At 36.6% G+C, this 15,087-nt stretch carries 14 protein-coding genes; 5 read left to right on the top strand and 9 right to left on the bottom strand.

Annotated elements, in window-relative coordinates:
- Positions 1–113: 113 nt before the first annotated feature.
- Positions 114–1,178 carry a chorismate synthase gene (aroC, locus tag DET49_RS05965; protein ID WP_133547249.1) on the top strand — a complete coding sequence of 355 codons (1,065 nt, stop codon included), beginning with the start codon at positions 114–116 and terminating at the stop codon, positions 1,176–1,178.
- 27 nt (positions 1,179–1,205) lie between these two features.
- Positions 1,206–2,558, top strand: a complete 1,353-nt coding sequence (locus DET49_RS05960) for a dicarboxylate/amino acid:cation symporter (protein ID WP_133547183.1) — start codon at positions 1,206–1,208, stop codon at positions 2,556–2,558.
- On the opposite strand, the gene DET49_RS05955 is transcribed toward DET49_RS05960, so the two are convergent.
- Entirely contained in the window at positions 2,555–2,968 is a 414-nt protein-coding gene (locus DET49_RS05955) for a thiol-disulfide oxidoreductase DCC family protein (protein WP_133547182.1), read from the bottom strand. The genes DET49_RS05960 and DET49_RS05955 overlap by 4 nt on opposite strands.
- 2 nt (positions 2,969–2,970) lie before the next feature.
- Positions 2,971–5,157, bottom strand: a complete 2,187-nt coding sequence (locus DET49_RS05950; protein ID WP_133547181.1) for an endonuclease MutS2 — start codon at positions 5,155–5,157, stop codon at positions 2,971–2,973.
- A 46-nt stretch (positions 5,158–5,203) separates the two neighbouring features.
- Between DET49_RS05950 and DET49_RS05945 the strand changes: the two genes are divergently transcribed.
- Entirely contained in the window at positions 5,204–5,869 is a 666-nt protein-coding gene (locus tag DET49_RS05945; protein ID WP_133547180.1) for a uracil-DNA glycosylase, read from the top strand.
- A 1-nt stretch (position 5,870) separates the two neighbouring features.
- On the opposite strand, the gene DET49_RS05940 is transcribed toward DET49_RS05945, so the two are convergent.
- The 7 genes from DET49_RS05940 to DET49_RS05910 form a co-directional block, all read right to left on the bottom strand.
- Positions 5,871–6,446: a hypothetical protein gene (locus DET49_RS05940; protein ID WP_133547179.1), complete on the bottom strand. Its 576-nt coding sequence runs from the start codon at positions 6,444–6,446 to the stop codon at positions 5,871–5,873.
- 27 nt (positions 6,447–6,473) lie between these two features.
- The gene (locus DET49_RS05935; RefSeq protein ID WP_133547178.1) at positions 6,474–7,325 is read right to left on the bottom strand and encodes a substrate-binding domain-containing protein; all 852 of its coding nucleotides are present in this window, start codon (positions 7,323–7,325) and stop codon (positions 6,474–6,476) included.
- A complete protein-coding gene (ppk1, locus tag DET49_RS05930; protein WP_133547177.1) occupies positions 7,322–9,376 on the bottom strand; it encodes a polyphosphate kinase 1 in 2,055 nt (684 codons plus the stop codon). The genes DET49_RS05935 and ppk1 overlap by 4 nt, the downstream gene beginning before the upstream one ends.
- Positions 9,377–9,484: 108 nt before the next feature.
- Entirely contained in the window at positions 9,485–10,354 is an 870-nt protein-coding gene (locus DET49_RS05925; protein ID WP_133547176.1) for a nucleoside phosphorylase, read from the bottom strand.
- Position 10,355: 1 nt separating this feature from the next.
- On the bottom strand, positions 10,356–11,288 hold the full coding sequence (locus DET49_RS05920; RefSeq protein ID WP_133547175.1) for a DUF1835 domain-containing protein: 933 nt from the start codon (positions 11,286–11,288) through the stop codon (positions 10,356–10,358).
- A gap of 25 nt (positions 11,289–11,313) precedes the next feature.
- Positions 11,314–11,664: a translation initiation factor gene (locus DET49_RS05915; protein WP_133547174.1), complete on the bottom strand. Its 351-nt coding sequence runs from the start codon at positions 11,662–11,664 to the stop codon at positions 11,314–11,316.
- Between the two features lie 3 nt (positions 11,665–11,667).
- Positions 11,668–12,618: an isopenicillin N synthase family dioxygenase gene (locus tag DET49_RS05910; RefSeq protein ID WP_133547248.1), complete on the bottom strand. Its 951-nt coding sequence runs from the start codon at positions 12,616–12,618 to the stop codon at positions 11,668–11,670.
- A gap of 127 nt (positions 12,619–12,745) precedes the next feature.
- Between DET49_RS05910 and DET49_RS05905 the strand changes: the two genes are divergently transcribed.
- Together DET49_RS05905 and DET49_RS05900 are read left to right on the top strand one after the other, a co-directional pair.
- Positions 12,746–14,752: a thiamine pyrophosphate-dependent enzyme gene (locus tag DET49_RS05905; RefSeq protein WP_133547173.1), complete on the top strand. Its 2,007-nt coding sequence runs from the start codon at positions 12,746–12,748 to the stop codon at positions 14,750–14,752.
- Positions 14,753–14,880: 128 nt separating this feature from the next.
- The gene (locus DET49_RS05900) at positions 14,881–15,042 is read left to right on the top strand and encodes a DUF1328 domain-containing protein (protein WP_070055250.1); all 162 of its coding nucleotides are present in this window, start codon (positions 14,881–14,883) and stop codon (positions 15,040–15,042) included.
- The last annotated feature ends 45 nt before the right edge of the window (positions 15,043–15,087 follow it).

The raw sequence follows: 15,087 nt of genomic DNA, 5'->3' as shown, positions 1-15,087 counted from the left end.
TAAAGAATATTTACTAAATCATTAACATCACAGTGATTTGTTAACGTAATATTAAATCAACTTACATTTTCAAATATTGAATGAAAAAATTACATTTGTTCAAAATCACTAAAATGGCAGGAAATTCCTTTGGAAAATTATTTAAACTCACCACTTTTGGAGAATCCCATGGGCAGGCAATTGGAGGAATTATAGACGGGTGCCCGGCCGGAATAAAATTAAATCTCGAAAGCATCCAAACCGAGCTTAACCGAAGAAAACCTGGTCAATCGGCAATTGTAACTCAAAGAAAAGAACCGGACACCGTTGAATTTTATTCAGGAATTTTTGAAGGAGAAACCACCGGAACCCCTATTGGTTTTGTTATTAGAAATGCCAACCAGAAGTCTAAGGATTATTCACATATAAAGGATACTTACCGTCCAAGTCACGCAGATTATACATATGATGAAAAATATGGGGTACGGGATTATCGCGGTGGTGGAAGATCCTCTGCTAGAGAAACCGCTTGTAGGGTAGTGGCCGGTGCGGTAGCCAAACAATTTTTAAAGGATATTCAGTTTAACGCCTATACGGCTTCTGTGGGGGACATTGAAATTGACAAAACTATTGAAAACCTTGATTTCAGTCTGATTGAAACCAACGACGTACGTTGTCCTGATCCTGCTTCCGCTGAAAAAATGGAAAATTATATTAAGCAAATAAGGAAGGAAGGAGATACGGTGGGAGGCACCGTTCAATGTGTGATTAAAAATATGCCCAAAGGTCTGGGAGAACCTGTTTTTGATAAACTTCATGCGGAATTAGGTAAAGCAATGCTTTCTATTAATGCTGTGAAAGGATTTGAATACGGTAGCGGTTTTGAAGGCACCAAAATGAAAGGTAGTCAACATAATGACCTATTTAATGAGGATGGCAGTACTAAAACGAATTTAAGTGGAGGTATACAAGGCGGAATTTCCAATGGTATGGATATTTATTTTAACGTAGCTTTTAAACCTGTTGCCACCATTATGCAAAAGCAGGATACGATAAATAAACAGGGTGAAAATGTTGAAATGCAGGGGAAAGGGAGACATGACCCCTGTGTGGTGCCCCGTGCGGTACCGATCGTTGAAGCAATGGCAGCACTTGTGATCGCCGATTATTTTCTTCAGAATAAAAGTTCAAAAATTTAATTGATATAATCCTGAAATTTACTTAGCATGAAAAAACTTGCACTTCACTGGCAGATTTTATTAGGAATGGCTGCTGGTGTTATTTTTGCACTAATTCTAACCAATTTTACCTGGGGAGCGGAGTTTATTGGCGACTGGATAAAACCTTTCGGGAATATCTTCATCAATGCATTAAAGCTCATCGCGGTGCCTCTTATTCTGGCTTCTTTAGTAAAAGGAATTTCAGATTTAAAGGACATTTCCAAACTTTCTAAAATGGGGGCTCGAACTATCGGGATTTATATTTTCACCACTGTCATTGCCGTTTCTATTGGTTTGGTATTGGTAAATATTATTAATCCAGGAGGTGCGATAACTGCTGAAACCCAACAGGATCTTATTAGCAGTTATGAAGGGGACGCCTCGGGAGTAAAAGCGAATGCTGACAAGCAACGTGAGTCTGGGCCACTACAGGCTTTAGAAGATATTGTTCCTGAAAATATTTTTGCTGCAGCGGGTGATAATGCTAATATGTTACAGGTGATCTTTTTCGCGATTTTCTTCGGAATCGGACTTATCTTGATCCCAGAAAAAACTGCCAAACCAGTCAAGGATTTCTTTGATGGTTTTAATGAGGTGATTCTGAAAATGATTGATATTATAATGTTGGCAGCACCTTACGGTGTATTTGCTCTTTTAGCAGCTCTGGTAGTGGAGTCTCCAAGCACCGATCTTTTTGCAGCTCTTGCGATGTATGGTGTAACTGTGCTATTAGGTCTGGCTTTGATGATCGGATTTTACATTCTTTTAGTATGGATTACCACTAAGAATAAACCTTCTTTCTTTATAAACGGAATCGCACCAGCACAATTGCTGGCGTTTTCCACTAGTTCCAGTGCAGCCACTCTGCCTGTAACTATGGAAAGGGTAGAGGAACATATGGGTGTCAGTCGTGAAGTTTCCAGTTTTGTTCTTCCCATTGGAGCAACTATCAACATGGATGGTACCAGTCTATATCAGGCAGTTGCCGCAGTTTTTATTGCTCAGGCTTTTGGGATGGATTTAAGTGTTGGAGCTCAGCTGGGAATAATTGCTACCGCTACATTAGCTTCTATTGGATCTGCTGCAGTACCAGGAGCAGGTATGGTAATGTTGGTGATTGTACTTGCTCAGGCAGGAATACCAGAAGCCGGATTAGCTTTGATTTTTGCAGTTGACAGACCCCTGGATATGTGTAGAACTACTGTAAATGTAACCGGGGATGCCGCTGTAGCTTTAATGGTAGCTAAATCTGTAGACAAAATGGGACCACCTAATGTGAAGGAATGGGACAGCGATTATCATCCAGATAATAATGCTGAAGAAAATCAAACAGAAGAGAAAAATAAGGAAAAAGTTTAATCAAGAAATTTAGACTTTAGTTCTGGAGTGGGAATCATACAGGATTCTTTTTTGCCATACCATTTATAACGGTTGTTGGCCACAAAAGTATAGATACTATCCCGTAATCCTTCGGGAATAAAGCTTAAATTTTTAAACAATGAATAGCCCCCTGATAGTTCCCTTGAAATTTCCAGGGCCGCGGTGGATTTTCGGTAATAAGCAAGACCGGGATCTATAAGAACGATAGAATCTAATTCTTGTGGTTCCATCCCGCGTTCTTCCATCAGTTTTTTGCCGATCTCACTCTGTAAAGATGCAAAACGAAAGATATCCTTTTTGTCATGCTTTATTATAAAGGTCACTGCCCCATTACATAGGTTGCAAACCCCGTCAAATAGAATTATTTTTTTGTCTTGTGGAAGGTCCATTTTTATTTCTTTTTCATTTTTTGCACCAGTTCAAGTTTTTCTAAATCTACCTGAGTGGTAAACATGCCGTAGTTTATTATTGCTTTTCCTTTCTCAATTTTGTCTAAAGTACCTACAGATCGGCTATCTTCTAATCTCACTTTATCGCCAATTTTTGGAGGAATTTTCGGTTTATTGTCCTCCTGACGTTTTTTTTCGTTGATATTTTCCTTTTCCTCTTTTTTCTTTTTCCGAATTACATCGACTTTCTTTTTAACTTCTTGCTGAACTTTTTTCTCTTTTTCTTTTTGGATTTTTAATTGTTTGGCGGATTCTTTTTTCCGCTTGGAGTTTTCTATTTCCACAAACTTCAAAAATTCCCCTATAAGTTCTTTCTTCTTTTTATTCTGAAAATATTTTTCACTTAACTCATTTACTTTTTGCCCCATATAAATGAGGCGCTGATTACTGTCGTATAATTCCTGATAGCTTTCCAGTTTCTGTTGAATTCTACTATTAGTTTCTTCAAGTTTATCTTTTTCAAGAGCAGCTTTCTGTTCTTTATTTTTAAGAGAATCAGTAGTTTTTTGAAGTTTGGAACGCTCCTGTTGAAGTTTTGCGATACTTCTGTCAAATCTTATTTTACCTTTTTCAACTTTTTTCCTGGAACGGTTAATCAAACTATAGGGAATCCCATTTTTCTGAGCTACTTCAAATGTAAATGAACTCCCGGCTTCCCCAACTTGTAATTTATATATCGGCTCCAGGCTACTGGAATCAAAGAGCATATTGGCATTGCTCATATTAGGCATTTCATTTGCAAGCTTCTTAAGATTGGCGTAGTGGGTGGTTAATATTCCAAAAGACTCCTTTTCATAAAAAACTTCCAGGAAAGTTTCAGCTAAAGCACCCCCAAGTTCAGGGTCACTTCCCGTACCAAATTCATCGATAAGGAAAAGGGTTTTGTCATCACATTTTCGAAGGAAATAATTCATATTCTTGAGTCGGTAGCTATAGGTACTCAAATGATTTTCTATGGACTGATTGTCACCAATATCGGTTAAGATTTTCTCGAATAAACACATTCGGCTATATTCATGAACCGGTACCAAAATTCCGCTTTGGAGCATTAACTGTAACAAACCAACGGTTTTAAGCGTTATACTCTTTCCTCCGGCATTAGGCCCGGAAATAACTATTATCCTGTTATCTTTTGCCAGTTCAATACTTTGCGGATAAGTCTTTTCTCCTTTTCTCTTATTACTTAAATAGAGTAGAGGGTGATAAGCCTCTTTAAGTTGCAATTCTCGTTCTTTAGTGATTTTTGGCAGCAGACCATTAGTCATGTCAGCATATTTAGCTTTAGCTGCAATAACATCGATCTCACAGAGCAAACTCTGATAATCTATCAGCAGCGGCTTAAATGGCCTGAGTTTATTGGTGAGCTCTTTTAAGATACGTTTTATTTCTTCCTTTTCTTCATATTCCAGGTTATTAAGCTCACGGGTGTATTGATACGTAGCTTCTGGCTGAATATAAACAATGCTTCCGGTCTTGGAATTTCCTAAAATCCCACCTTTAACCTTACGACGGTGCATTGCCGTTACTGCTAAAACCCTCACATTTTCCACCACACTTTCCCGGATTTCATCTAAATAACCATAGGAATGATAAGTGGTGAGCGCTTTGGCAAAACTGGAATTAATTTGACCTTTAACCGAATTTATAGAGCGCCGAAGCGATTGTAAATGCGCAGTGGCGTCATCCTTCAGTTCACCAAATTTATTGATAATCGCAGCTATACTATCTACAATTTCGGTTGTATATTCGACCTCTGAAGTCGTTTCAAATAGACAAGGATAATATTCTTCGAATTTTTTAAAAAACTTGATGTGGGTATTGACGGTTTCTGAAAGGCTTAAAATTTTTCTAAAACTTCCAATTTCCAGTATGGAATCTTCTATTTCAAGGGTTCGTAATTCATTTTTTATAGCATCGAATCCATGATTTGGAATTTGGCTTTCCCGGGTTTTAGAACTTACGTACTCATTGGTTTGATGAAGGCTAAAAAGTGTTTTTTTTCCCGTTTTATATGGTTGGAGTTCTAGAGCTTTTTCTTTACCGGGTCCTGTAATGCACAAATCGGAAATTTGTTGACAAACAACCGGGAACTCAAGGTCTATAAGGCTTTTTGGTGCAATTTTAATCATAAATAAATTTCCCTACTTTTGAGGTCTTGCAAATTTACTTAATAAAATGAAGGTAGCTATACACCCCGGATGGAAAAAAGAACTGGCTGAAGAATTTGAGAAAGAATATTTCAAAAAATTGGTTGAATTTGTAAAGGACCAGTATGCAGTTTATACTTGTTTTCCCAAAGGCAATGATATATTTTCAGCTTTTGATCATGCTACATTCTCCAACACTAAAGTAGTGATATTAGGACAGGATCCTTATCACGGACCAGGGCAGGCCAATGGACTCTGTTTTTCGGTAAATGAAGGGATGAAATTACCGCCTTCGCTTCAGAATATATTTAAGGAAATCGAGCAAGATTTAGGAAAGAGGGTGCCGGAATCAGGGGATTTAGAACGATGGGCAAGACAGGGGGTATTATTGCTGAATGCTACTTTAACCGTAAGAGCGCACCAGGCAGGATCACATCAAAATAAAGGTTGGGAGCAATTTACAGATAGGATTATCGAAATTATTTCAAAGGAAAAAGAACATGTTGTCTTTTTGCTTTGGGGTGGTTATGCAAAAAAGAAAGGTGTTAAAATTGATTCCTCAAAACATCTTGTTTTAACGAGTGGTCATCCTTCTCCTTTAAGTGCTAACCGTGGTTACTGGTTCGGAAATAAACACTTTAGCAAAACAAATAAGTATTTAAAAGACCACGGCAAAGATCCTATTGATTGGTGATTTAAAATCGGAAACCAATATTAACATTGAATTGACCTACAATTGTCGGAGAATCTTCACTGAGTAGATTTCTACCGATTCCAGCGCCTAGGTCTAAGAAAAAGCCACCACTAGAAACAAATTTACCTCCAACGCCAAATCCAAGCGCAAAATCCGTGTAATTTTCGTTTTCATAATAACCACCATCGGGACCACTGATATAACTATCTTCATACTCACCGCTGGATAACATTCCAAAACCGTGAACATAGAATCCACGGGCATAATTATCTCCAAAGAAATATTTATATTTTCCAGTTAACGAAAAATCTTTATAAAAAGCATCAGCAACATCTTCGCTGTCTTTATCTAAAGCCTGAATAAAAGCTTCTATGGACCAACTGGAGTTTTGGTCTATAATGCGTTCATAAGTGAGATCAATAGCACCAAAAGCTACCAGATTAAGGGCCCCAATACTCAATTCATTTTGAGAAGTATCTCTTTTGTCAGGAGTCCCATTTTGAATTATTGTATCCTTTTCCTGTGCAAAAGTTAATGTTGAAAGAAATAAGAACAGAGGTAAAATTAATTTTTTCATTTAAATGAGATGATTGATGAATAATGCCTACAAATTATAAATAAATTCGGAAGATGGCTGTTTTTTTGAGATTAAATTAAGCTCTAATAATTTGTCCTGTACTTTCTCTATCTCATTGTCCGTAATTTGCTCCTGACTCCAATGGGTGATATTCAGCCAATTTTGGATATCTTCTATACGCTGATCATACTTCTCAGCTATTTTTTCGGCAATTTTAGGAAGATCCTTAAAACGTCTGGTTTCCCTATTTAAAATTTCAAGCATTATTTTAAGTCTTTCGGAATCATTTTTTAAGCTTTCGTTTCTGGCGGCGATGACAAAACACGACCAGGGAGTGGGACAATCGGCTAGCCTTCTAAAGGTATGGTTGTCCACCAGGGGTTTGGTTGTAAAATGTTCCCACATAAAATACTGTGCATTATCCTGGCTCAGCGCTTTTACTGCCCCATTGAGATCTTTTACAATTTCGAACTGGAGATCATCGATTCCCCATTGATGATTTTGGGCATTTACATAAGCCATAAGATGTGAACCGCTGCCTTTTCTGCTAATAGCAGCTCTAGTATTCTTAAGTTCCTCAACCGATTTAAATTTAGAGCCAGCAGCAACGTGAATTCCCCAGATCAAAGGAGAGCCAATATAGCTTTGCACAATTTTACTTTCGTTACCGGAAATTATATCTTTTAAAATACCTTCTGTTAAAATTACAGCAACATCAATTTCTCCAGAGCGCAAAGCTTTATTCATTGCTCCGGTTCCACCGGGAAAATCTTTCCATATTACATTTAGACCACGTGTCTCAAAACGTTTTTCCTCTATGCATAAATGCCACGGAAGGTTAAAATGTTCTGGTACACCACCTACTTTAATTGTTTTCATGAGTTATGTTTTTCCTTTAAATAATTGTAAATCTCATATTGTGATCTTATCGGTTTTTCGTTACTGGGCTTATCTACATATTTATTTTTTTCATCGGATTCCTGGATTCTGGCCTTTACATTATCGTTTAACTGAATCTCAAGGATATCTTTAAATTCCTTGACTAAATCTTTATCTAGGATAGGAGAGAGTACCTCTATTCGACGAGAAAGATTTCTTGTCATCAAGTCCGCACTTCCAAAATATAATTTTTCATCCCCTGCATTTTCGAAGATGTAAATTCTTCCATGCTCTAAAAACCTGTCAACAATACTGGTAATATAAATATTTTCACTTAAACCATCAATGCCCGGTATTAAGCACGTAAAACCGCGAATCAATAATCTAATTTCCACTCCAGCATTACTTGCTTTGTATAGTAGTTCAATTATTTCAGGATCCTCAAGGCTATTCATCTTAGCAGTAATCTTGGCCTTTATTCCTGCATGAGCGTTATCAATTTCATTATAAATTAATTTTACAAATTCCTGCCGTGTAGAAAAGGGTGAGATCAATAGATTTTTCTCTCGTGGTATTATCAATTCTCCTTCTAATACCTTGAATAATCTTGCTAATTCTTTTGTAATTTGCTTGTTTGATGTAAAAATAGCGTGATCGCAATATATCTTTGAAGTTTCACTATTAAAATTACCCGTCCCGATATAAGAATAGTCAATTAAATCCTCTCCTTCCCTTCGCTGCACCAGCATAATCTTGGAATGGACCTTGATTTTGGGATACGAGTAAATTACATTTGCTCCTTTTTTCTCGAATTTTCGACCCCAAACGATATTGTTTTCTTCATCAAACCTGGCCTTAGCCTCTACGAAAACGGTAACCTGTTTTCCATTTTCCAAAGCTTTTAATAACAGGCTGGTCAATCTGGATTCATCGGCAACACGATATAGAGAAATTTTTATGGCCTCTACATTTTTATCATAAACTGCTTGTTCTAAGAAATTCTCTACATAAGCGAAAGACATATAAGGAAAGTGCACTGCCTGATCCTTTTGAGAAATACTTTCAAAATAATTAGTTGATCCCTGTAAAACTTTATGCTTAATATCTGGCATTGAAGCATAATGAAGCTCAGGGTTATTGGTTGGGTCAGGGAAAGAAAAGAAATCATTGAAATTGTGATATTTCCCACCTGGCATCATATCAATTTTACCAAGCCCTAAAAGCTTTCTAATCTTCTTTTGAAGAGAATTAGGCATTTGCGCATCATACAACAAACGTGTAGGCTGCCCGTCAGTTCGCTGTGCAAGGGAATTATATATTTTTTCGGCCAAAACTCCTTCATAAATATCTTCGATATATAGCTCAGCATCCCGGGAAAGTTTTATTTGATAAACACCATCAATATCATACTCATTAAAAATGGGACTTATCTGACTCCTAATAACTTCGTCTAAATAGGTTATTGAATGATCTTCACCTGTACCCTGCAAATTAACAAACCTTCCACAGGCATCAACAGGAATATTCACAATTCCAAGCTTCTCTTTATCGGAAAAACTCACAACCAGGTACAATTCAGCATTTTTTAAAAACAGTTCATTTTCCTGCTTAAGGTCTATTACTTCAGGCTGAATATGATCTTTTATATTTTTATGAAAATAATTTAATGCAAATTTATTTTGGCGCGGATTAAAATGAGCTGCATCTATCAAGTGAATTCCATTTTTGGCTAATTCCGGGAGAATTTGCCTTTTATAGATCGATCCAAATTTATGCTGCTGAAGTTTAACCTCTTCAATGATCTCTTTTGTAGTTTTGGTTGGCTTTAAAGCAAGTTTTTTACGAATACTTTTTTCCACTCTTTTCATCTGTCTAAGCTGCGAAACTCTTACCCTGAAATATTCATCTAAATTTGAAGAGAAAATGGCTAAAAAACGAATCCGCTCGTAAAGCGGATTAATCTTATCTTCAGCCTCCTGCAAAACTCTGGCATTAAAACTGAGCCAGTTAAGGTCTCTGTGCCTTAAAGGGATTTCTTGTGGTTCTTGCATTATTGATTAGTGGTTTAATCAAAAATACAAATAAGGGCAGAGGTTTGCTTTTAATTTTGTGTTAAATGCTTACTTACTAAAGTATAAAATACTTCAAGTTATAAAATCTTATTTCACTAATCTTCCTAAAGTATATGCAATCAGTTCGTCAACCGCTTTTGTGGGATTTTCAGAGAAAGTTCCAGCTGGCCGATTAGCAATTATTGCATTCATAGAAATTGCATTATGTCCTAGTAATCTTGATAAACCGTAAATAGCGGAAGTTTCCATCTCAAGATTGGTGATTTTTTTATTATTGAATGAAAATGAGGCCAGTTTATCATTCATTTTATCATCCTGAAGCGCTAAACGTAAAATTCTACCCTGTGGCCCATAAAATCCAATATTAGTTCCCGTAACACCTTTATGAACATTATCAGATAACATAAGGGTCATGAGGTTTTCACTTCCTTTGACTACATAAGGCGCAGCTTTTTTCTCAAACCAGTTTAAGTGCTTACTAAAAACTTTAGCAAATTCTAAATCTTGAATATGCTCGCTCTGGTAGAAATGAAGAAGCCCGTCAAAACCAATTGCGCTTTCACTTATTAAAAAAGAATCTACTGGCAAATTCTCCTGAATGGAACCGGTGGTACCAATCCTAATAATATCTAAACTTGTAGTTTCCTTTTTAAGCTCTCGGGTTTTAAAATCAATGTTAACCAGAGCGTCGAGTTCATTTAAAACAATATCAATATTATCCGATCCAATTCCCGTAGAAATTACGCTGATACGTTTTCCTTTGTAAATTCCGGTTTGGGTATGGAACTCCCTTTTTTTTATTTTGAATTCTATTTTATCAAAATGCCTTGTAATTCTTTCTACACGATCCGGATCACCTACAGTAATTACGGTATTTGCAAGATGTTCCGGAAGTAAATTTAAATGGTAAACGCTACCATCGCTATTTTGTATAAATTCTGAAGCTTTTATTGGCATATTATAATTTTAAAACTTTGTGAGAATCAGAGTCGTAAAGAAAGTCGAAAACTCGTGCACCTCCTAAAAATTCATCATTTTTAAGTTCCTGGTAAAAATTTTTCTTTTTATTTAATACTTCCTGGCCTTTCTGGCTAAGTATCACCCGATCTTCTTCTACATTATAGAAAATATCTAGTTTATTCAGCACTCTTTCCATTTGAGAATCGCTATAACCGTAATATCCCTGATACTGTAAGGCATAACCTAATAGTTGGTTCTTGGAAGTTATATGTTGATTTTCCACTAATTTAAGGACATTTTTCTCAAGAGAATTAATGCCTGTTTTACTGTTTGGGAATCGCTCTATATGAGCCCTTATGCAACTGGATAAATATTCAAAATTAGAAGTTTTCTTAATCTGTTGTTTTAGTTTTATAGGATCTTTACCACAATAAAGTTCCCATACCAAACTCGCAAGCTCCAGATCTTCTTCCTGTAATTGAATTTTATGTTTAAAATGGTTAAGTAAATGCTTATCAGTAAGCCTGGAGAGGGGTAGGAATTCATCTTCACCTTTCAACCGCTTACTGCAAACCAGGTAAAAAGGAACCTTTGGTTGATGCTCTAGATAAAAACTTATTGCAGCGATCATATTAATATGACAAAAAAGATCGAACTCAAACCAGAGAACCACGTGATCATAATCTTTAGCTTCTTTTAGCCTTTTAAGCTGAGAAACAAAGCGCTGCTGATAATTTTCAGAAGAAATATCGTAAGCTTGCTTTAAAAAATTTTCCCTTTGTTTAATGAATTTTAAAGATCCTACCTCTTTAACACATGGGCCTTCACATAGAAGTTCCCGCCACACAATAATTTGTCCTCTTAGGTCGAGTTGCTCAACTTGTTCGGTTAAGCTATCACCATTCACTATATGCAGCGCTGTACCATCCATAGGGAGAATTTAAAAGTAGTGAAAATTAACCACCTACCCGTTTTACATTATATCCATCTTTTTCAAGCAGTTCCATAATCTTTTCGCGATCATCTCCCTGAATAATAATTTCACCATCCTTTGCCGAACCACCAACACCGCATTTCTTCTTTAGCTTTTTTCCAAGAATGACCAGATCATCATTAGTTCCCTGGAAACCTTTAATAATAGTCACCGTTTTACCACCGCGACCTTTACTGCTAAAATGAGCTTCGAGTTGCTGTTCTTTCGGGGCTAAAGTTATATTGGTTTCCTCGTGTTCATTTCTATCAAAATCTTCGTTTGTAGAAAAAACAAAACCGCCTAGGTCTTCAAGTCCCAATTTTTTCTTTGCCATGATTTATTTTTTTAAGAGTCCGATTTCAACCAGACGTTGATGTAAAAATTCGCCTGCACTAATATCCTCGTATTGTTTTGGATTTTTTTCATCGATACATTCTTCAAGACAATCAAGACGCATTTCACTTCTGGGATGCATAAAGAAAGGTATGGAATATCTTGGCTTGCTCCATTCTTCTTTTGGAGGATTAATGACTCTATGAATGGTAGAACGTAACTTGTTATTGGTATGTCTTTCCAACATATCACCAACATTTATAACCAGTTCATCCTCCTGTGGGATAGCATCAATCCACTGACCATCTTTTCTCAACACCTGCAAGCCACCGGTAGAAGCTCCCATCAATAAGGTGATAAGATTTATATCTCCGTGAGCACCTGCTCTCACAGCGCCTTTGGGTTCCTCAGTAATCGGAGGGTAGTGTATAGGCCTTAAGATGCTGTTTCCATTGCTGGCCCAGTGGTCGAAATAATGTTCTTCTAAACCAATATATAAAGCTAAAGCCCTTAGTACATAAATACCAGTTTTCTCCAGCATTCTGTAAGCTTCCATCCCTACTTTATTGAAATCCTTAAGTTCAGCCACCTGCACGTTTTCAGGATATTCCTCAGTTAGTTTAGCATCCTTTTCGGGTTCCTGACCAAAATGCCAGAATTCCTTTAAATCACCTTCCTTTTTACCTTTGGCGTGCTCTTTTCCAAAGGAAATATAACCTCGCTGCCCGGCAAGTCCTTCAATTTCATATTTCTTTTTAACCTCCAATGGCAGGCCAAAAAAACTTTTTACCTCTTTATAAAGGTTTTCTTCCAGCTCGCTTTCAAGAAAATGATTTTTTAAAGCTACAAAACCAATTTCTTCATAAGCTTTACCAATTTCCTCAACGAATTTTTGTTTTCTATTTGGATCGTCAGAAAGAAAATCAGCAAGATCTACACTGGGGATATTATTCATCGCCATAATATGCTTTGTTTTTTGAGAATTTAACATACAAAGTTAAATAAAAATAAGGAGTTGTCGAGGCTTTTAATATTTCTTAGCATATATAATTTTGGTTACATTTGGTAAACAATTTCATATTATGCAACCAAATTCTACAGCAGAATCCACTATAAAATTTAATAAAGGCATACTCTCCTCTGCTCAATTATTAGATTTATATAAAGAGCTATTAAAACCCCGGCTTATTGAAGAGAAAATGCTAATTCTGCTCAGACAGGGTAAAATATCCAAATGGTTTAGTGGAATAGGGCAGGAAGCCATTTCTATAGGAGTAACTAAATCGCTAAATGCACAGGAGTATATTTTGCCGATGCATCGAAATCTGGGAGTGTTTACTGCCCGGAATGTCGCTTTAAAACGCCTTTTCTCACAATGGCAGGGTAAGCAAAACGGATTCACCAAAGGGCGTGATCGAAGTTTCCATTTTGGAACGCAAGAATACAAGATTATAGGAATGATCTCCCACCTTGGCCCGCAACTTGGCGTTGCCGATGGGATTGCATTAGCGCACAAACTAAAAAAAGAGAATATGGTCACGGCGGTTTTTACCGGTGAGGGAGGAACAAGTGAAGGGGATTTTCACGAAGCCCTAAATATTGCTTCCGTATGGGATTTACCAGTTTTGTTTTGCATAGAGAATAATGGCTATGGACTTTCAACCCCCACAAATGAACAATATCGTTGTAAAGATTTGGCCGATCGTGCTAAAGGATACGGTATGGAATCCCATATTATAGATGGCAATAATATTATTGAAGTCTATACTAAGGTAAGTGAAATTGCAGCACGTATAAGACAAAATTCCCGTCCTGTTTTATTGGAATTTAAAACCTTTAGAATACGAGGCCACGAAGAAGCCAGTGGAACCAAATATATACCTGATGACTTATTGAATTTCTGGCAGCAAAAAGATCCGGTAGATAATTTCAGGAGATTTTTAACCGATGAAAATATACTTTCTAAAGAGCAGGATGCTCATTTTAAAAATGAAATTAAATCCGAAATAGATTTAAACCTTAAGGAAGCTAACCAAGAAGCAGGTTCGGAATTCAATAAAACCATTGAATTAAATGATGTTTATCAAGAGTTTGTTGATGAGCAATATAAGGAAGGAGACCACACTGAGAATATAAGGTTTGTAGACGCCATTGCACAAGCTATCAGACAATCTATGCAAAGGCATAACAACCTGGTTTTGATGGGACAGGATATTGCAGAATACGGAGGAGTTTTTAAAATTACAGAAGGATTGCTGGAAGAATTTGGTAAAGAAAGGGTTAGAAACACTCCCATTTGTGAGTCAGCCATTGTAGGGACCGCAATGGGACTTTCCATCAATGGGATGAAGGCCATGGTAGAAATGCAGTTTGGAGATTTTGTGAGCTCAGGTTTCAATCCCATTGTGAATTACTTGGCTAAAAGTAATTATCGGTGGAATCAGAACGCGGATGTGGTGATAAGAATGCCTTGTGGTGCAGGCGTGGGAGCAGGACCTTTTCATAGCCAGACAAATGAAGCCTGGTTTACTAAGATTCCCGGACTAAAAGTAGTTTATCCTGCCTTTCCTTACGATGCAAAGGGTTTACTCAATACCGCTTTTAACGATCCAAACCCTGTAATGTTTTTTGAACATAAAGCCTTGTACCGAAGTATTCGCCAGGAAGTCCCTATTGATTACTATACCTTGCCATTTGGAAAAGCATCAGTTTTAAAAGAAGGGGAAAAACTCACTATAATTACTTATGGAGCCGGAGTACATTGGGTTTTAGATATTATTGATGAAATGGAAATAAAAAGTATTGAACTTCTAGACCTGAGAAGCCTGCAACCTTTAGATAAAAATACAATTATAAACTCGGTGCAGAAGACCGGTAAAGCACTTGTTCTTACAGAAGATTCTTTATTTGGTAGTTTGGCGTCAGAGGTTTCAGCGATTATTTCAGAGGAATGCTTTGAGTATTTAGACGCCCCTGTTATGCGGTTAGGTAGTGAAGAAATCCCCATTCCTTTTGCTACAGCGCTCGAAGATGGCTATCTTCCTAAAAAAAGATTGAAAGAGAAAATACAGCAATTAATAGACTATTAATAATAAGTAGCCCAATAATTATATATTTTAAGATTCCTTAACAGTTCTGCTGTTAAAGTATTAATAATCTTTTGTCTCAGGACTATACCTACTGTAATTTAGATTTAACTAATCAAAAATCTTATATTATGATACGATTAATCGTTATTTTTCTAATCATTGCTTTGGTGGCAGCCATCTTTGGTTTTGGTGGAATTGCTGAAGGTTTTGCAGATATTGCTAAAATAATTTTTTACATTTTTCTTGTATTGTTAGTGATTTCATTAGTAAGCAGACTTTTCAGAAGATAAAACATAATTAACTATAAAGGAAAAAATCCAATGTATTGCGCCAGA

The sequence above is a fragment of the Salegentibacter sp. 24 genome, assembly GCF_004362395.1.
GTDB lineage: Bacteria > Bacteroidota > Bacteroidia > Flavobacteriales > Flavobacteriaceae > Salegentibacter.
The sequence above is the reverse complement of the archived record's forward strand: the minus strand, read 5'-3'. Positions and strand labels throughout refer to the sequence as shown.